Raw genomic sequence first — 18,273 nt, forward strand, 5'->3', positions numbered from 1 at the left:
CCCTTTCTCACATCGTCCCTTTCAACATCCCGTTCCAATACATGACTGGAAGAAAGTCTTTTTTCAAGATGTACATGCTGTGGCGTTCTTTCGCTTGATTGAACGGCATCGACTCTTGTGGAACTTTCTCGTAATCAAATTCGGCCAAGATGAGTTTGTTGTAACCTGTGACGATCGGGCAAGACGAGTAGCCGTCATACGACGCGACCGGGACTTGACCATACATGAGGTCACCCACATTTTTAGCGACGACGGGCGCTTGTTTCCGAATCGCGGCCCCGGTCTTCGACGTTGGTAAATTCGTGCAGTCACCGAGTCCGAAGACGTTTTTATACTGTTTATGTTGAAGCGTGTACATATCGACATCGACCCATCCACCCGCGTCCGCAAGCTTGCTTTCTCGAATGAATGTCGGTGCTTGCATCGGTGGCGTGACGTGAATCATGTCATAGCGCATCTCGAACGTTTCACCGCTATCTAACTGTTCAAAGACAGCGACTTTGTCATCTGCTTTAATTTCGATTAAATTGACACGGAAATGTGTGTCGATCCGTTTTCGTTCGAGTACTTTTTCGAGCGCCGTCCGATATTTGGCAACGTCAAAGATAGCCGGGTTGGCCGATCCGAAGACGATCTTACTATTATCGCGGACACCTGTTTTCACAAAGTAATCTTCTGCCATATACATAATTTTTTGCGGGGCCCCGCCACACTTCACAGGTGATGCCGGGTGCGTGAACAACGCGGTCCCGCCCTCAAAACCCCTAAGGGTATCCCACGTGTAGTCGACGTGTTGATACGAGTAGTTGCTACATACTTGTTTCGTCCCAAGCGCTGCTTCTAACCCTTTGATCCGACCCCAATCGATTTCAATCCCCGACGCGACGACCAAGTAGTCGTAATAAATCGTCCCGTTGACAGCCGTCTCGACTTGATTGGCTTCTGGGTCGAAGCTGATCACCTTGTCCTGAAGCCATTTTGCACCTTTTGGGATGAGTGTCGCCATGTCTCGCTCCGACTCTTCTTTTTTCGCGGCACCGGCTCCGACGAGCGTCCAAAGTGGTTGATAGTAGTGTTTCTCTTCAGGGTCGATCAGCAAAACCTCATCGGTTAAATGATGTTTTTCACGAAGCAGGCGAGCAGCGACGCTAATCCCTCCGGTACCGGCTCCGACGATGACAACTCGATAATGAGTACGCATAAAGCAATTCCCCTTTCGTTTCCGTAGATGACCGACAAAATTATGTCAATTCAGTGAACTTACCCACGCCTTCAGCATAGTTGAAAGCGCATACAACTTATATAGGGGAAGTCCCTCAATTTCTCCCGGACTATAGGACGCAACTATGATCGTCGTCATCTAGTCATGAAGTGCCCCAGTTGTTTTCCTGGGTCAATCTGTGAGTTAAATCACTTCACCCGACGTGATTTCCTCATCAAAACGGCATAGGGGATTCCCCTCATTTGACGAGGAAAGTATTGACTCCATTATACCATAGGGGGTATAAATTGGTTATCTAATTTTTTAGGAGGACTTTTTCACAATGACACAACGACCTTATCATCCGCTCTACTTCTTATCAGCACTCGGTAACGGCGGGCTCGCCGTCTCGTTCTTTATGTATTTCATGTTTTTGATTCCGCATCCGGATTCACCACTCCCCCATTTCGATCATTTGCGGGCCACGTTTGAGAAAGGAGGAACTGCGCAAATTCTCGTTGTCGCTGTCTCCCTCATCATCTTGGCGCTCGCGGTGAACCATTTCCGCCTGCTCATTTGGAACGTCCGCTCGTTCCACACGTACAAGCGAACGTCGGCTTATCAGGCTCTCAAAGGCACTCCGGGTGAAGTGGCGGTCATGGCCGAACCGCTTACATACGCGATGAGCGTCAACGTCGTGTTCATTCTCGGCGCCTTGTTCGTCCCTGGACTATGGGCCAACGTCCAATCACTCTTCCCGTTCGCCTTGCTCGCATTCTTGGCAATCGGCGTCTACGCGCTCGTGCTTTATGTTCAGTACATCTCCAACGTTATGGCGAACGGTAAATTCCCGGTCGACAACTTGAATCAATTCGGACAATTTTTAGGAGCGTTCGCGTTTGTCATGGTCGCTGTCGGTTTAGCGAGCCCTGCCGCGATGTCGACGACACCATGGGTCTATGTCACATCGACGGTCGCCTCCCTCTTGTTCTTAGCGCTCGTCAGCGGTATCCTCCTCTTCTTCGGCGGTATGAGTTTACGTGCCGTATTGGCGAAAGGTCTGGCCAAACCTGGCGCACCGACCGTCTGGTTACTGATTCCGATCTTCACGCTCACTGGAATCACGTTCGTTCGAATCTATTCGATGGTGTCGCACCGGCTACTCGAGACACATGTCAACACGGCGCTACTGTTCGTCGTACTCGGCTTCCTGTTCATGGCGAGCACTGCCGTCGGCTTGATCGGATTCCGTGTATTGCGTCGTCTCGACTATTTCAACGAACAGCCTGATGGCGCGGCGAGCTTCGGCCTCATCTGCCCAGGTGTCGCCTACGTTGTCCTCGGTATGTTCTTCGTCCACTGGGGACTCGTTCAAAACGACTTCATCACAGCGCATAGTCTGATGCACTACGTCATCTTGTCACCGCTCGTATTCGTCCAAGCGAAGACGATCCAATGGCTCATCACACTGTCGGTCAAACACCTTTCACTACGAAAAAACGTATCCAAACTTGAGGCCGCGTAAGCATCGTTCCTCAACAAAAGCCCTGTCGAAACGATTGTTTCTTCAGGGCTTTTGTTATTGTTGATGGGAGAGTACCTCGAACAACTTGTCGAGCCGAGACGTATCGATGTCTAAAAACGCATCCCCGACACTGATCTCGGTCGAACAATGACCGTCATGCGGCACGACGTACCCGGTGATGCCGATGCCTGTCTCCGTTTGGACACGCTCGATCCAATTCGAGACGGTTTCTGCGTCCCCATTCATATGAAGGTGGAACATGTTCGTCACCGGCACATCCGGCGTCGTCCAGACACCGTCGAGCGCATTGAACCGGGTTGCGAGCGCTTTGGCATGTTCGTAGTACGTTCCCATTCGGTCTTTCCTGAGCTCATAGTAGTAGTCGGCCGGGGTGATGTACGGGTATAAGCCGATCAAGTCGCCGCCATAGCGCCGTTTCCAGATTCTTGCCTCGTCACAGAACGCTTTCGGTCCGCCCAAAATCGCCCCGGCGACACCGCCGATCCCTTTGTAGAACGAGACGTAGACGCTATCGAACAAGGCGCATACTTCTTCGGCCGTCTTCTCATAATATGGTAACGTCTCGAACAGGCGGGCCCCATCGAGATGCAGATGAATCCCCCGATCCCGGCAGTGCCGGCTGATCGCTTCAAGCTCATCAAACGGTGGCAAATAACCGCCGAGCTCACGTTGCGGCAACTCGACCAACAGGCAAGCGACGTCCGGTAATGCCTTCACTTCTTCAAGCGTCATCAATCGGTCCGCTCCCCCGATCAAAAGCGGCTCGAGGTGATGCAGCTGTCTCAACCCGTCTTGTTCATGAATCTCCAAGTGACAGAGCGGATGATAGGCGACGCTTCGATTAGCCGTCTCGTCTGACCAGATGCGTAAGGCAATCTGTTGTGCCATCGTGCCGCTCGGAAAGAAAACAGCGGCTTCCGTCCCGAGCCGCGTGGCGAGCTTTTGTTCGAATTGTTCGATGACCTCACCCGTCCCATAATGGTCGCTCGTTTGCTCCGGGTCGGCTTGCTCGAACGCGCGCTGTAAGACGCCGACGTTCCGTTTCCCGTGCCCGCTCAGTTGATGCGTCGTCTGTTGATATGACGTCCGTAAATCCATGTCATCCCCTCCAAAAGAAGCCCCTTGTCACGAGACAAGAGGCCAAGATTTAGTCGCGTACGCGGACGATCAACTTGCCTCGTACTTTCCGCGTCTGAAGCTGTTCGAGTCCGTCTTTCAAGCGGTCGAACGGCAATACGTCGGTGACGAGGTCGTTCAGTTCACCCGTTTCGAGCAGTTTCATCAACTCCTCAGCCATATACGCCAAGTTGCGAATCGCGCGCTCGTCTTCGCTCGCATGGGCCGCACCGAGGGCGACTTCATGGATCGATGGTGACAGCGTGAACCCTTTCATGTTCGACATGTCAGGCGGACCGGCGATATGAGCGAGCTGTCCGCTGAACGCGAGGCGATCGAGATCGGCTGTCGCCACGTCGCGGCCGACCGTGTTCAAAATCAGATCGACACCACGGCCGTCCGTCAGTTCCATGATTCGTTCCGTCACGTCCTCGACGTTGTAGTCGATTGCGACGTCGGCGCCGAGTGATGTGACCCATTCAAAGTTTTCCGGCGATGCCGTCGTGAATACTTTGAGACCGAGCTTTTTCGCGAGCTGAATCGCGTAGCCGCCGACCCCGCCCGCTCCGGCGTGGACGAGAATCGTCTCTTTATCGCGCGTGTTCAGCTTCTGCATGACCGCTTCATACGCCGTCATGCCGGCACAGAGGATGGCTGCTGCCGCTTCGTCGCTCACGTCTTGCGGTACGACGGCACAAGCACGCGCGTCGACGACAGCGTACTCGGCGAAACCTCCGTTGTTCGCGAGACTCGTATGGACGGCGATGCGTGAGCCGGTGATGATGTTGGCGATGCTCGAGCCGACTTCGACGACTTCGCCGACGAGGTCGACGCCGAGGATGTGCGGGTATGCCCAGTTCGGGTTGCCGTTCGTGCCGACTTTATAGTCGACCGGGTTCAAGGCGACCGCTTCGACTTTGATGAGCAGTTCGCCCGCGCCCGGGGTCGGTCGTTCGATGTCCCCGAGGTGCATATTTTCTAAGCCAGGTTGTTCAAGTAGCCATGCTTTCATGATTAGTACGCTCCTTCCGAATATGTCAGTTCATACGAATGCGAGTAGATCTCGACGAGGTTGCCGAACGGATCTTCACAGTACACCATCCGGTACGGCTTATCGCCCGGGTAATACTCGCGGATCGGCATCCGTTGTTTGCCACCGTGGGCGACAATCTTCTCGACGAGCCCTTCGATGTCTGGGTCTTGGACGCAATAGTGGAAGATGCCTGTTTTCCAAAACTCAAAATTATTCTCCGGTTTCTCGTTGTTAGGGAACTCGAACAGCTCGATGCCGATCTTGTCACCGGTCGACATGTGGGCGATGCGGAACTTGCCCCAGCCCGGGCCGAACACGTCGGTGCACATGACGCCGATCGGTGAGTCATCCTCAACGACGTCCGACGGTTGCATAATCGTGTACCAGCCCATCACGTCTTCATAAAATTTCACTGCTTCCGTCACACTGGGGACTGATAGCCCGATATGTGAGAATGTACGTGGATAAGTCAAATTGATCCGCTCCTTTTTGGTTGCTCATTTGGGTCGATAACGATAAGATACCTTCATCGTAGCAAGAAAAAAAGTACGCACATTGAAGTAACTACCCGAAAGCGAGGCGAACTGAACATGACGACCCCGTTCCCCGTCAACAAGGCGCTCGACATCATCGGCGGTAAATGGCGTCCACAAGTGTACTGCACGCTCGAGACCGGCCCGCGCCGCTTCTCGGAGATTCAGCGCGCCATCCCCGACGTCAGCCGCAAAGTGTTGACCGACCAACTGCGCGAACTCGAACAGCTCGGCATGGTCCGACGCGACGACTATTCGACCGACAAACAGCTCCACGTCGAATACTCCCTCACCGAGGAGGCGTTTAGCCTGCAACCAGCGATGAAGGCGCTCTGCTCTTGGGGCGAAACCCGAGACGAATAAACCCTCGCCAAGTTTTCCGGCGAGGGTTTTGTCATGACGCGAATAGGCTGATGAGGTTCCCGTCCGGATCGACGACGATGGCGTAACGTTGTCCCCAAAACGCGTCCCACGGCTCACGATGAATCACGTATCCTTGTTTGAAGATAGCTTCAAACAGTGTATCGAGCGCTTCACGGCTGTCGCACAGGAAAGCGAGCTCGACCCGATGCCCCGATGCCGGTTTCCATTCCCCATACACCGACTCCGCCACCTCGACTGTGTCAAAGGCGAGCCGGACGCCGCCTTCGTCAACTTCAACGTGCGCTTCCCCGTTCATTGATACTGGAATCGACAGTCCGAGCAGCCGATAGAAGTCGAGCGCTCGCTTCATATCCTCGACGACGATGCCGACCATATCTAGTTTGATTCCCATGTGGTCACCTCACTTCTTGAATTGATGGTACTATCGAAAGTGTAGCACCTATCTATCCTTTTGAAACGAGGAAATCACTATGACGTATAAGTTCGCTTTGATGACACAAGCGCAGGCCGAAACAATCGCCTTCAGTTGGCATTACGATGGAGAGTATGCTTTTTACGATATGGAGGCTGACGAAGACGACTTGGCCGAGTTTTTAGACACCGAACAACGAGGGCAATCGGTATTCGCCATCACGAACGATGGCGAACTGGTCGGTTTCGTTAGCGTGCATCAAACAGACGCCGATACGATTGACCTCGGTTTAGGCATGAAGCCAGGTCTGACCGGAAACGGGACCGGACGAGCGTTCGTCACCTCGATTCTTGATTTCATCGAATCTACGTTCGACCCAAATCGTATCACCTTGTCGGTTGCCACGTTCAACGCGCGGGCGATTCGCGTGTATGAAGCTTGCGGGTTTCGACAAGTGGCTTCGTTTCAACAAGACACGAACGGGAGTACGTTCGACTTCATCGCATTAGAACGCAAAAAGCGCCCTCAGGATAGATTCTGAGGGCTTTTCTGCTGCCCGGTGCCTTTGTCGACTAAGTAAATCTGGCCATTCCCGTCTCATACCAAGACGGTCACACTTCATCGTTCGGGCAAGCACGGAGCTGCTGTTTCACACGTGAACCGTTCCCCCTACATGGTGTGTGATCGCTGCTTCATTCGGCTCGAACACGCCCGCTTCGGTGATGAGTCCGGTGATCAGTTCAGGCGGTGTGACGTCAAACGCCGGGTTAAAGACGGTGATCCCGACCGGCGCCGTAGGTTGTCCGCCGATATGGGTCACTTCTAGCGCGCTCCGCTCCTCGATTTGAATCACATCGTCCGCCGTCAAATCGAACGTCGAATGCGGGGCCGCGACGTAAAACGGGATCCCGTAATGTTTAGCCAGGACGGCGAGCTGAAGCGTGCCAATCTTATTGGCGACGTGACCCGTCCGTGTGATGCGGTCAGCGCCGACGATGATGGCGTCGACCCCTTTCGCCTGAATCGTCCAAGCGGCCATATTGTCGGTGATGAGCGTGACGTCGATGTCGGCCTGGTCGAGTTCCCAGACGGTCAGGCGTGCCCCTTGGAGGAGCGGCCGCGTCTCACAAGCGAAGACGTTAAACGCGATACCTCGCTCTTTCCCGACGTAAAACGGAGCGAGCGCAGTCCCGTAACGCGACGTCGCGATCGCCCCGGCGTTACAGATCGTTAAGACGTTCCCCCCTGCTGGCAGCACCGTGAGCGCATGCTCCCCGATGGCCCGATACGTGTCGACGTCTCGCTCGAACAGCGCGATGGCCCGATGTTTGATGTCAGTCGCGATCCTTTCAAAGTCGTCTCCGACGTTGAATCCGAGAAGCGACTCGATCACGTTTTGCAGATTGACCGCCGTCGGACGGGTCGCGATCAACCGACGGCCGACGAGGTCGAGCCGGCGTGTGAAGTCCGGGTCATCTTGAAGCCGGACCGCTTCTTTCGCGAGCACGAATGCGCCGAAATAGGCGATGGCCGGCGCGCCTCGGACTTGTAACGTCTCGATGGCGTGCTCCGCCTGTTCGAGCGTCGCGATCGTCACGTACCGCTCCTCATGGGGCAGTAACGTTTGGTCTAAAATGACGAGCTCGTCCCGGTTCGGGTCGAAGCGAATGTTTTGGACTGTCATACGCGTACCCCCGCTAACAGCGTCACTAAATCATCGATCGAACGGATATCGTGGCGCTGTTTAATGAGCGTCGTGCCGAGCGTGAGCGCTTCCCGTTTCCGCTCGAGCCGGACCGTTTCCGGTAACGTCTCGAGGTCATTGACTCCTGCGAGGCCGATGGCGCGGCGAATCAGTTCGCATCCGGCATAGCCGATCGTGTCGCTAAAGATGGTTTGAAGTAGCTCATCGACGAATCCGTCCGTGTTGAACGGTTCGACCGCCGTCTCAAACTTCGTCCGGAACGTCTTCTCAAACGTCTCCCATACCGTCAATACGTCCGTGAACCGTTCGAACCGTTTGAGTGGGTCATGGAACGTCGATAGCGTCAAATGGGCGACGATTTGCCCGATGTCAAAGCCGAACGGTCCATAAAAAGCGAACTCCGGATCGATGACTTTCGTCTCTTGTTGCGTCGCGAAGATGCTGCCTGTATGTAAGTCCCCGTGCAAGAGCGCGTCGTGTTTCGTGACGAAACCGACTTTCAGTTTCGTGACCTCCACTTTCAATTTCTGGTCACGCCAAAGCGCTTCGACGTCCTGACGGAGCGCGGTTTCGATGTTGTTCGATTCGGCATCTTTGTACGGATCGGTGAAGATCAGTTTTTCAGTGATATCGCATAGTTCCGGGTTGTAATAATCCCGTTCTTTCCGCTTCTTCTCAATCGGGCCGGCCGCATAGTCGGACGTCTCAAACAACGTCTGTCCTAAAAACTCACCGATGTGACGGGCAAGTTCAGGATACGTTTTCCCTTCCAAATAGCCCGTCCGGACGATATCAAAGTCGGACAAGTCTTCTAAAATCGTGTAGGCGAGCGTCCGGTCACTGCCGAGAACGACCGGGACGAAACGCGGGACGACGCTGGCGAATTCGCGCAACGCGAGCTGCTCGATCCACGCCCGTTCAAGTGTGAGCGGCCAACTCTCGCCGACGACTTTCGCATACGGTAGCGCCTGCTTGACGATGAGGCTCGTTTCGCCTTGACGGATGCGGAAGACGAGGTTCAAGTTGCCGTCCCCGATCTCCTCGCAATGCGCGATGCCCCCATCTTCGAGTAACCCTAACGTTCTGACGTGCTCGACGACTGTCTGTTCTGTAAATGGTTGATAAGCCATGTCTGTTTCCCCTTTCGGTATATTCCCCACAAAAAAAGCCCCTTTCTCCGCGAGAAAGAGGCACAGCCGTAACGGTTGTTCCTCTCATCTGTCAGACGTATGTCTGGTGGATGTAGCACCGTGCCTACTGGTCGGTTGCTGCGGCGTCATCGGGCCAATTCCCTCTGCCAACTCGCGATAAGAGTGTCGTATTCGATTGTGTGAACTTGTTGTGATGAATAATACGGACTCGACCCCACCTTTGTCAACGGCAATTTGCTGGAGCAACGGTCACTTTTTTTATGCATATATGGTAACAACGAACTCAAACTTTTTTTCTCAAAAAAAGGAATTGACGAACCGGATATTGTGTGACAAAATTCAATTAAATTTCACAACTTCAAAATACATTCTTATCAAGAGCAGACGGAGGGGACAAGCCCGATGATGTCGCAGCAACCGACCCGATTGGGCACGGTGCTAATTCTTGCAGCGTAAGCTGAGAGATAAGAGTTCATTTTTTTATGATGACCTCTTGCCTCGGCATGGGGTCATTTTTTGTTTGACCGGAAGGAGGAACGAACATGAGTATTACTGCCACATATGAAATCAGCCGGACGGACCGCGTCGCGACTGTCGCCGAGAAAATCGCCCTCGAACTGACCGTCGGCACGTGGACGGAACTGCCTCACCTAGAGCAAGAACAATTAAAGGCGTATCGGGGCGAGATCGTCTCAACGACGCATACGGAAACGACGAGCCGCTTCACAATCCGTTATCCGCTCCATAACGTCACGCCCGACTTCTCATCCATCTTGACGACGACGTTCGGGAAATTATCGCTCGATGACTCGGTACGCTTGATCGACTTAACGTTACCCGAAACGCTTGCATCTGAATTCCCCGGAGCAAAGTTCGGTGTTCAAGGCGTTCGTGAGTTGCTCGACGTCCATGATCGCCCGCTCGTCATGAGCATCTTTAAAGGGATCATCGGCCGTGATTTACGCTTCTTAGAACAGCAACTTCGAGACCAGCTCGCCGGCGGCATCGACATCGTCAAAGATGATGAAATCCTATACGACAACCCGCTCACTCCGTCGCTTGAACGAGCTAAAATCGGAGCGGCCGTCATCCAAGAACAGTTCGAAACGACCGGGAAACGTTCGCTCTATGCCATCACGCTCAGCGGTCCGGTGTTCGGGCTGCGTGACCAAGCGCTCCGCTTGATCGAGGCGGGCGCGACGGCACTGTTGTTCAACGTCTATACATACGGGCTCGACACACTCCGCGAACTCGCGAGCGATCCAACAATTAACGTCCCGATTTTGGCGCACCCGGCGTTCGCCGGCGCCTTGACCGGCTCGATCAGCCACTCGCTCTTGCTCGGAAAATTGATCCGCCTCGCGGGGGCCGACTTGACGCTGTTCCCGTCCCCATACGGTTCACTTGCGACACCATCCGATGAGGCGTTCGCGATTCGGGATAGCAGTGCTCGGCCGCACTGGGCGAAGCCGATTCTACCGGTCCCGTCGGCCGGCATCCATCCGGGGCTCGTCCCGGACATCATCCGTGATTTCGGCACAGACGTCGTCATCAACGCCGGCGGCGGCATCCACGGTCACCCAGACGGCGCGGCCGCCGGGGCCCGGGCGTTCCGACAAGCGATTGAGCAAGTATTGGGCGTGGCGAGCCAGACGAACGAGCTCGAGGCCGCGTTAAAGGCGTGGTCAAAACAATGACGATTCACATCTTGTGTGACTTCGATGGGACGATCACGGCCGAGGACAACATCATCGCTTTGATGCGGGCGTTCGCACCGCCCGAATGGCACGCGCTCAAAGACGATGTGCTCGCTCAAGACATCTCGATCCGCTCCGGGGTCGGGCAGATGTTCCAGCTGTTGCCGAGCGCTGACGCTTCGGCGTACCGTGACTACTTGCTGGACCGCATCACCTTGCGCCCAGGTTTCCCAGCATTTTTGGAAGAGATCCGAGAACATGGCTGGAAGTTCGACGTCGTCAGCGGCGGCATGGACTTTTTCGTGCACCCGATCTTGCAAGACCACGTCGCGCCGGACCACATCTACTGTAACGTCGCCGACTTCTCAGGCGAGACGGTACGCGTCGACTGGCCCTACGCCTGTGACGCGCATTGCACGAATGATTGTGGTTGCTGCAAACCGACAATCGCCCGGACGATCGTCGATCCCGTTGATCGCTTGATCGTCATCGGTGACTCGGTGACCGACTTCGAGATCGCCAAACGGGCCGATTTCGTCTACGCCCGTGGGCAACTCATCACGCTCTGTGAAGCAGAAGGCATCGCCTACGCCCCGTTCGAGACGTTCGACGACATCACCCATCACATGAAGGAGGTGCACGTATGAGCGTGACCGCACGTTGGCTTGAACTCGCCGACATTAAAGACGAACTCGCCGCGCGCGACTGGTTCCCCGGAACGAGTGGCAATTTGGCGATTCGTGTCTCCGACGACCCGCTGACCTTCCTCGTCACGGCGAGCGGACGCGATAAACGAAAACGGACCGCGGACGATTTCGTCCTCGTCGACGCGGCCGGCAGGTTACTTGGCGAACAAACTGGTAAACCGTCCGCTGAGACGCTGTTACACGTCGAGGTGTTCAACAAGACCGCGGCGGCGTGTTCACTCCACGTACATACGGTCGACAACAACGTCATCTCCGAGCTCCATGCCGTGAACGGTGAGGTCGTCTTCACGGGGCAAGAGATCATCAAGGCACTCGGGTATTGGGAAGAGGACGCGGTCGTCCGGGTCCCAATCATCGACAATCATGCCGACATCCCGACGCTCGCGGCCGCCTTCGCGCCTCACGTCCATTCAAGCGCCGGTGCCGTCCTCATCCGTAATCACGGCATCACGGTCTGGGGCGAGACGCCGGCTGCGGCGAAGCGCTATTTAGAAGCATACGAATTTTTGTTCAGCTACACGCTAAAACTACGCGCCTTAGGCGTCCATTCATAAGGAGGAACTATCTATGGCAACTGTCTATTTTCAACAAACTGAAGAGCGTCTCGTCGACCAAACTGAAGTGAACGTATTTTTAGAATCGCGTGGTATCCTGTATGAGCAGTGGGACATCGCTAAACTTCCGATCGCGCTTCAAGAAAACTACGAACTGACGGACGACGACAAGCAAGCCATCCTCGCAACGTTCCGTGACGAGATTCAAGACGTGTCGGAGCGCCGCGGCTATCAAACGGCCGACGTCATCTCGCTGTCTGACGCGACACCGAACTTGGACGAACTGCTTGTCAACTTCCAAAAGGAACACCATCATACGGACGACGAGGTCCGCTTCATCGTCAGCGGGCACGGCATCTTCGCCATCGACGACGCCGAACGTGGCTACTTCAACATCGAACTCAATCCGGGCGATTTGATTTCGGTCCCGGTGAACACGCGCCACTACTTCACGCTCCAAGACGACCGCCAAGTCGTCGCCGTCCGCATCTTCGTGACAACAGAAGGCTGGGTGCCGATCTACGAGAAGCAAGACGTGACTGCCTAACAAAAAATCCTGCCTTCCGCATACGCGAAAGACAGGATTTTTTTTAATGCTTGACCGCTGTCGGTTTGGAAGAGAACCAACCCCAAACAGCAATCCCAACCATGACCGACCAGAAGAACAGTGTCCAACCTAACGAGTGGACGAAACCGTCTGGAAGACCCATGAACGCGAACGGTGTACCGGCAATCAATTCCTTGAAGCCAGGGTGTTCGAGGACGAGTACCGTCAACTTCACACCGACCCAGCCGACGATGAGGAAGGCGGCCGTCTCCAGTGTCGGACGTTGATGCAGCAACTTCACGAAGACGCGGGCCGCGAATCGCATCAAGATGACCCCGATGAGTCCACCCGTCAAGACGACGAAGAATTGACCTGAGTCGATTCCACCGATCTCTCCAAGACCGAGCGGCGGCAAGCTGACTGCGAGTGCGACCGCTGCCAAGATCGAGTCGACCGCGAAAGCGATGTCGGCGAACTCGACTTTTACGACCGTCCACCAAAACTCTTTTTTCGTGACCGGCTTCTCGGTAATTGCCGTCTCTTCTTTCGCCTCGGCAGCGAGGTCTTGTCTTGGATCCATCTTGCGCGCCTTATACGTCATATATAGATGTCGCGCGCTCATCCCGATCAAGTAAAGGGCACCGAGTGCTTGGACTTGCCAGACGTTGATTAAGAACGAGATTAAGAATAATGCGATGAAGCGGAAGACGAACGCTCCTAATAAACCGTAGAATAGCGCTTTCTTCTGTTCTGTCCGCGGCAAGTGCTTGACCATGACGGCCAACACGAGCGCGTTGTCTGCAGATAGTAGCCCTTCAAGACCGACGAGTACGACGATGATCCAGGCGTACTGCAGGATTAACTGCCAATCCATTAAAACATCCCCTTTTTGTTTGTGTTCCTTCATATTTAACAGTGATCTATTTTTAAGTTCACAGGAACATTTTATTCCCGTGCGCAAATTAAATCAATCTTCTTTTATTCAATGTCTGAAGTTTTTTCCGCGGAGCAGGTTCAAAGCACGTTCGCGAAGCAAAATGATACCCAGTTTGTATCCATTTCGTGATAAAATCCTAACAAGAACGAGTGGCGGTCATTTGCCCTCTTAAAAAAGGAGAATCCGATTATGTCTACAAGCCATGTCGCTTTACCTACTAAAGCAGAACGACATAAACTATTCGGCTCGGTCCCGCCGGTCAAAGGTACGAAACCGACAGAAAAAGATAAAATGGTCGATCTTCAAAATACACCTAAGAACTTCTTGTTCGCACTCGACAGCGTCGGGATCTCGAACGTCAAACATCCCGTCAACATCGAAACTCCAGACGGCATCCAAGCGACGGTCGCAACGTTTGAATTAACGACATCACTCGTCCAAGATCGTAAAGGCATCAACATGTCCCGCTTGACGGAACAGCTCGACGCGTACCATACGCAAGGCTGGACGTTATCAAACCGCTCGCTCATCGAGTTCGCCCAAGAACTCGCCGAGCGTATGGAACAAACGGAAGGTCAATTGACGGTCCGCTACCCATGGTTCTTCAGCCGGAAAGCACCGGCGACGGGCCTCAGCGGTCTTATGAACGCTGACGTCATGCACAACGTGACGTACAACCTCGAGACGGGTATGGCGAGCGTGACGGTCGGTCTCGTCATCAACGTGACGACGCTATGCCCATGTTCAAAAGAGATCAGCGAATACAGCGCCCATAACCAGCGCGGCTACATCACAATCGAAGCCGGTCTTGACGAAGCGTCGCTCGACGGCTTCGACTGGAGACTCGCATTGCTCGATGCGGCGGAGTCGAACGCATCGGCACCACTTCACCCGGTCTTAAAACGTCCGGATGAGAAACGGGCTACAGAAATCGCTTACGAAAACCCACGTTTCGTAGAAGATATGGTCCGCTTGATTGCAGCCGACTTGTACGAGATGAAACAAGTCGTCAACTTCTTCGTCGAATGCCGAAACGAAGAGTCGATCCACCAGCACGACGCGATCGCGTCAATCACGTTCGATAAACGTGACAACTAAAAACGAGTGAAGCCATGTACTTGGCTTCACTCGTTTTTTTACACACTTTGTATGAGGCGGATCGTCAACAAAAGGACGATCAGGACGATCCACACCGCCCAGATGGTGCGCCATCTGTTCCAGTCGAGACGCTTCACGAACGCGTACACCGTCAAATAGAGGACGATCAAGAGCGGAATGACGACCCACGGATTGTCGAGCATCACGCTTCGACGTCACCGTCCCAAGCGAGCATGCCGCCCTCGACGTTGACGACTTTGAACCCTTCCGATTCCAAATAGTCGCACGCCGTCTGGCTGCGTCCGCCCGAGCGACAGATGACGTGATAGACGTTGTCTTGCGCGAGCTTCTCGGTCACGCCCGGGAATTCAGACAGCGGATAGAGCGGCACGTTCGGGATATGGCCCGCGTCGTACTCGTCTTGTTCGCGCACGTCGATGATGTGGAGCGACTCCCCGTTCTCAAGCTTTTCACGTAATTCGGTTGCATGGATGCTTTGCATGCTGTTTCCCCCTTAAATTGTTATCCCCTACTAGTTTACCTCAGTTTCGTGTCGGACAAACTCCAATTGATGGTCGTCTCGTCATCGCAGTAGAAACCTTTCAGACCACAACGTTCGACCATGTCACTTACCCAAGACTGACTGCCGCAAAATAAAGTGAAGTGGCTATCCCACGGCGGTACGATGAGCCAATCATGCTGATAGCCGAAAAACGTGCGATGATTCATGTCCCATGTATCGGCTGCAAGAACTTCTCGAATGTTGATAAGATGGCGCTCCGTACAAAACTCGTCGCCGCTCCATATCCATTCTTCTCCCGTCTCCAGAAGCGCCCTTAATACCCGATTCTTTAAGAAATCAGACAGCTCGCCTTCGCCAGGTGGGAGTAAATTCTCGCGCTCGCAAAATTCGATGATTCGATTTGCGCCTTCTTTATCTTCGGCATGCGGTTTCAACGCCCCAATCATCGTTCGGAGTGCGTGATCGATACGTTTGACGTCTTCAAAACCAAGTTGGCGGCGCATATCTTCCCATGCGACGGCACGAAAATGCTGTTCCACTTCGTTTTTGTTCATCTCGACATATCGGTCAATTGCTTTAGGATCTTCTATCGGTCCGAGAAACGGATGGTACGCGACGAACACTTCTTCAAACACACCCTCATAGTAAGTTTTAATCGGAAAATCATCTCCACCGCCGAACATGGCGTAGCGATGTCCTTCCGGTAAAGTGATGGCTCCCTCAATCTCCTCCATGTGACCGCCTCCTTTTCCAATAGTTTACAACTACGCATCAAAAAAAGCATCCTCCGCTGTGGGAAGATGCTTCTGACTTACGCTTCGTTGCGCTCGTCAATCGCTTGTGCCGCTGTGATGAGCGTCAATTTATAGACGTCTTCTTCATTACAGCCACGCGACAAGTCATTGACTGGCTTGTTGAGACCTTGCAAGATCGGTCCGATCGCTTCGAATCCGCCGAAACGTTGAACCATCTTGTAGCCAATGTTCCCGGCTTCGAGGCTCGGGAAGACGAACACGTTGGCGTTACCGGCGACGTCAGAGCCCGGTGCTTTCTTCGCTGCCACGCTCGGGACGAACGCTGCGTCGAACTGAAGCTCACCATCGATTGGAAGGTTTGGCGCTTTCTCTTTGGCGAGACGCGTCGCTTCGATGACTTTCTCGGTTTCAGGCGACTTCGCCGAACCTTTCGTCGAGAAGCTGAGGAGCGCGACTTGCGGCTCGATGCCGAACGTCTTCGCCGTCAACGCTGACAAGTAGGCGTTCTCGGCAAGGTCGGCCGCATCCGGTGCGATGTTGATCGCACAGTCCGAGAAGACGTATTGCTCATCGTCACGTACCATGATGAATACACCTGACGTCTTTTTGATGCCTTCTTGCATCTTGATGATTTGAAGTGCCGGACGGACCGTGTCGGCCGTCGCATGCATCGCACCCGAGACGAGACCTTCCGCTTTGCCCGTATGGACGAGCATCGTACCGAAGTAGTTCACATCTGACGACAACAATTCACGAGCTTGTTCAGCCGTCGCTTTGCCTTTACGGCGTTCGACGAACGATTCGACGAGCGTGTCGATATCTTCGTATGTCGCTGGGTCGTACTGTGTCAAGTTCGAGATATCAAAGCCGTGTTTCGCTGCGACTGCATCGATGTCCGCTTTCGGACCGACGACGATTGGGTTGACCATGCCGTCATTTTTTAAACGGACTGCAGCTCCAAGGACGCGCTCATCGACGCCTTCTGCTAAGACGATGGTCGGACGAATCGGGCTGACTTTTTGCTTCAACGTGTCAAATAATTTCATGGTAAGTGAACTCCTTTTCGATTGGAAGATATCTATGTTTTCTCTTTAGGACACAATTGTCCGTATGCGTGTTTTATTATACACAGTCCTTTTTTTAAAATAAACTATTCTGCCCATATCGTCATAAATCGCTTGAAATCAGTCATTATATGAATAGAACAGTTATGTATTTATGACTGATACAGGTTGCTGTGAAGCCGTTTACATTTCTGTGTCCGCTTTTTCCTTTCCCCGGTCTCGATTGTGATTACCCTCACAGACAGCGCCAAATTTGCCAGGCGGTAAAGTGTCTGTGGTAAAATAAACAGCGAAGCCAAGTCTTGAAAGGAGTTTTTTCATGTCAGAACGTCCAGCACCGACAACCGAAACACAGCACGCAGCCGCCACATTAGACGGTTGGTATACGCTCCATGATTTCCGCTCGATCGATTGGACACGCCTAAAAGCAGTCGACAAAGAGGCGCGTCAAGAAATGATTGAGGAGTTCGTCGCCTTCCTCGCCTCGCTTGAAGACGTCGAAACACGCGGAGAAGGCAGTCACGCCTTCTATTCAATCCTCGGTCAAAAAGCGGACGTCGTCCTCATGGTCCTTCGTCCGACGTTCAAAGAGCTCGAGCAAGTCGAACTCGCCCTTCGTAAGACGAAACTGTACGACTATATGATCCCATCGTACTCTTACGTCTCGGTCATCGAGCTCGGCATGTACCGTGGCTCTGGTGACGGAGATCCATACGAGAACCCGCACATCCGCTCGCGCTTGTACCCGACGTTGCCGAAAGCAGCCCACATCTGCTTCTATCCGATGAGCAAGGCGCGCCGTGACGAGGACAACTGGTATACGCTGTCGATGGACGAGCGGAAAGACCTCATGTACCGTCACAGCATGATCGGCCGCAGCTATGCCGGCAAGATCCAGCAGTTCATCGGCGGATCGACCGGATTTGACGGCTGGGAATGGGGCGTCACGCTCTTCGCGGAAGACTCGCTCCAATTTAAGAAGATTGTTTACGAGATGCGTTTCGATGAAGTCAGCGCCAAATATGGGGAGTTTGGTGACTTCTACGTCGGAAACATCCTTCCAAAAGAAGAACTCGGCACATTCCTCGGTTGATTGAGGTTTACGCATCGACCCCCTCGGGAAACATCGTTGTAGAGGCACTTACAACAATGATCAATGAGGTGAACAACGATGCGCGTGTTCAAGGAATCAGATCGAGACACTGCAAAACGTTTAGATTCGTTCATTGAACGAATGACCCCGACAGCAGAGCTAGTCCAAATTCGATTTGAACAACAATTACAACATACACAGCGAAAGGGTCAGGCGA

Annotated in this window: 21 protein-coding genes and 2 riboswitches; of the genes, 9 read left to right on the top strand and 12 right to left on the bottom strand. The window is 53.6% G+C overall.

All coding sequences use genetic code 11. The features are described 5' to 3' along the window. Positions 1-7 precede the first annotated feature (7 nt). A complete protein-coding gene (locus EVJ29_RS08100; RefSeq protein WP_131504957.1) occupies positions 8-1,201 on the bottom strand; it encodes an FAD/NAD(P)-binding oxidoreductase in 1,194 nt (397 codons plus the stop codon). Positions 1,202-1,544: 343 nt separating this feature from the next. Between EVJ29_RS08100 and EVJ29_RS08105 the strand changes: the two genes are divergently transcribed. Continuing rightward, entirely contained in the window at positions 1,545-2,726 is a 1,182-nt protein-coding gene (locus tag EVJ29_RS08105) for a TsoY family (seleno)protein (protein ID WP_070328285.1), read from the top strand. A 54-nt stretch (positions 2,727-2,780) separates the two neighbouring features. Here the strand turns inward: EVJ29_RS08105 and EVJ29_RS08110 are convergent, their stop codons facing one another. Genes EVJ29_RS08110 through EVJ29_RS08120 form a run of 3 tightly spaced genes read right to left on the bottom strand, consistent with a single transcriptional unit; the run spans position 2,781 to position 5,369 of the window. Next, positions 2,781-3,845, bottom strand: a complete 1,065-nt coding sequence (locus tag EVJ29_RS08110) for a threonine aldolase family protein (protein WP_131490274.1) — start codon at positions 3,843-3,845, stop codon at positions 2,781-2,783. Between the two features lie 49 nt (positions 3,846-3,894). Then, positions 3,895-4,875 carry a zinc-binding dehydrogenase gene (locus EVJ29_RS08115; protein WP_131490275.1) on the bottom strand — a complete coding sequence of 327 codons (981 nt, stop codon included), beginning with the start codon at positions 4,873-4,875 and terminating at the stop codon, positions 3,895-3,897. A 2-nt stretch (positions 4,876-4,877) separates the two neighbouring features. After that, the gene (locus tag EVJ29_RS08120; RefSeq protein WP_070328288.1) at positions 4,878-5,369 is read right to left on the bottom strand and encodes a lactoylglutathione lyase family protein; all 492 of its coding nucleotides are present in this window, start codon (positions 5,367-5,369) and stop codon (positions 4,878-4,880) included. A 117-nt stretch (positions 5,370-5,486) separates the two neighbouring features. On the opposite strand from EVJ29_RS08120, the gene EVJ29_RS08125 reads away from it, so the two are divergent. Next, complete coding sequence (locus tag EVJ29_RS08125) at positions 5,487-5,792, top strand: winged helix-turn-helix transcriptional regulator (RefSeq protein WP_070328289.1); 306 nt, start codon at positions 5,487-5,489, stop codon at positions 5,790-5,792. A gap of 31 nt (positions 5,793-5,823) precedes the next feature. On the opposite strand, the gene EVJ29_RS08130 is transcribed toward EVJ29_RS08125, so the two are convergent. After that, the gene (locus tag EVJ29_RS08130; protein WP_071398449.1) at positions 5,824-6,204 is read right to left on the bottom strand and encodes a VOC family protein; all 381 of its coding nucleotides are present in this window, start codon (positions 6,202-6,204) and stop codon (positions 5,824-5,826) included. Between the two features lie 79 nt (positions 6,205-6,283). Here EVJ29_RS08130 and EVJ29_RS08135 point away from each other — a divergent pair, with 79 nt between their 5' ends. Then, positions 6,284-6,766: a GNAT family N-acetyltransferase gene (locus tag EVJ29_RS08135; RefSeq protein ID WP_131490276.1), complete on the top strand. Its 483-nt coding sequence runs from the start codon at positions 6,284-6,286 to the stop codon at positions 6,764-6,766. Between the two features lie 108 nt (positions 6,767-6,874). On the opposite strand, the gene mtnA is transcribed toward EVJ29_RS08135, so the two are convergent. Next, complete coding sequence (mtnA, locus tag EVJ29_RS08140) at positions 6,875-7,909, bottom strand: S-methyl-5-thioribose-1-phosphate isomerase (RefSeq protein ID WP_131490277.1); 1,035 nt, start codon at positions 7,907-7,909, stop codon at positions 6,875-6,877. Then, the gene (mtnK, locus tag EVJ29_RS08145; protein ID WP_131490278.1) at positions 7,906-9,060 is read right to left on the bottom strand and encodes an S-methyl-5-thioribose kinase; all 1,155 of its coding nucleotides are present in this window, start codon (positions 9,058-9,060) and stop codon (positions 7,906-7,908) included. Before mtnK ends, mtnA begins: the two co-directional genes overlap by 4 nt. An 81-nt stretch (positions 9,061-9,141) precedes the next feature. Continuing rightward, a riboswitch (SAM riboswitch) is annotated at positions 9,142-9,244 on the bottom strand. Between the two features lie 205 nt (positions 9,245-9,449). Continuing rightward, positions 9,450-9,552, top strand: a riboswitch (SAM riboswitch). Between the two features lie 71 nt (positions 9,553-9,623). Between mtnK and EVJ29_RS08150 the strand changes: the two genes are divergently transcribed. From EVJ29_RS08150 to EVJ29_RS08165, 4 genes are read left to right on the top strand one after another with little or no spacing between them, the layout of a single operon-like run. Next, positions 9,624-10,778, top strand: a complete 1,155-nt coding sequence (locus tag EVJ29_RS08150) for a 2,3-diketo-5-methylthiopentyl-1-phosphate enolase (protein WP_131490279.1) — start codon at positions 9,624-9,626, stop codon at positions 10,776-10,778. Further along, a complete protein-coding gene (locus EVJ29_RS08155; RefSeq protein WP_131464715.1) occupies positions 10,775-11,425 on the top strand; it encodes a 2-hydroxy-3-keto-5-methylthiopentenyl-1-phosphate phosphatase in 651 nt (216 codons plus the stop codon). Before EVJ29_RS08150 ends, EVJ29_RS08155 begins: the two co-directional genes overlap by 4 nt. Then, on the top strand, positions 11,422-12,039 hold the full coding sequence (locus tag EVJ29_RS08160; RefSeq protein WP_131464717.1) for a methylthioribulose 1-phosphate dehydratase: 618 nt from the start codon (positions 11,422-11,424) through the stop codon (positions 12,037-12,039). Before EVJ29_RS08155 ends, EVJ29_RS08160 begins: the two co-directional genes overlap by 4 nt. A gap of 13 nt (positions 12,040-12,052) precedes the next feature. Further along, positions 12,053-12,586 (top strand): cupin domain-containing protein, encoded by a 534-nt coding sequence (locus EVJ29_RS08165; RefSeq protein ID WP_131490280.1) that lies wholly within the window; start codon positions 12,053-12,055, stop codon positions 12,584-12,586. Positions 12,587-12,629: 43 nt separating this feature from the next. Here the strand turns inward: EVJ29_RS08165 and EVJ29_RS08170 are convergent, their stop codons facing one another. Continuing rightward, positions 12,630-13,460 carry a TerC family protein gene (locus EVJ29_RS08170; protein ID WP_131458846.1) on the bottom strand — a complete coding sequence of 277 codons (831 nt, stop codon included), beginning with the start codon at positions 13,458-13,460 and terminating at the stop codon, positions 12,630-12,632. Between the two features lie 252 nt (positions 13,461-13,712). Here EVJ29_RS08170 and folE2 point away from each other — a divergent pair, with 252 nt between their 5' ends. Beyond that, positions 13,713-14,621 (top strand): GTP cyclohydrolase FolE2, encoded by a 909-nt coding sequence (gene folE2 / locus EVJ29_RS08175; protein WP_016508342.1) that lies wholly within the window; start codon positions 13,713-13,715, stop codon positions 14,619-14,621. A 38-nt stretch (positions 14,622-14,659) separates the two neighbouring features. On the opposite strand, the gene EVJ29_RS15485 is transcribed toward folE2, so the two are convergent. From EVJ29_RS15485 to pta, 4 genes are all read right to left on the bottom strand, one after another. Continuing rightward, complete coding sequence (locus EVJ29_RS15485; protein WP_016508312.1) at positions 14,660-14,824, bottom strand: hypothetical protein; 165 nt, start codon at positions 14,822-14,824, stop codon at positions 14,660-14,662. Further along, on the bottom strand, positions 14,824-15,123 hold the full coding sequence (locus tag EVJ29_RS08180; protein WP_016508292.1) for a rhodanese-like domain-containing protein: 300 nt from the start codon (positions 15,121-15,123) through the stop codon (positions 14,824-14,826). The genes EVJ29_RS15485 and EVJ29_RS08180 overlap by 1 nt, the downstream gene beginning before the upstream one ends. A gap of 35 nt (positions 15,124-15,158) precedes the next feature. Next, complete coding sequence (locus EVJ29_RS08185; protein WP_131490281.1) at positions 15,159-15,878, bottom strand: DUF2711 family protein; 720 nt, start codon at positions 15,876-15,878, stop codon at positions 15,159-15,161. Positions 15,879-15,955: 77 nt separating this feature from the next. Beyond that, complete coding sequence (pta, locus tag EVJ29_RS08190) at positions 15,956-16,945, bottom strand: phosphate acetyltransferase (RefSeq protein WP_070329128.1); 990 nt, start codon at positions 16,943-16,945, stop codon at positions 15,956-15,958. 337 nt (positions 16,946-17,282) lie between these two features. Between pta and hemQ the strand changes: the two genes are divergently transcribed. Continuing rightward, entirely contained in the window at positions 17,283-18,056 is a 774-nt protein-coding gene (gene hemQ / locus EVJ29_RS08195) for a hydrogen peroxide-dependent heme synthase (RefSeq protein ID WP_131490282.1), read from the top strand. Positions 18,057-18,273: the final 217 nt, after the last annotated feature.

It is taken from the genome of Exiguobacterium sp. SH4S7, from assembly GCF_004336795.1.
GTDB lineage: Bacteria > Bacillota > Bacilli > Exiguobacteriales > Exiguobacteriaceae > Exiguobacterium > Exiguobacterium aurantiacum_A.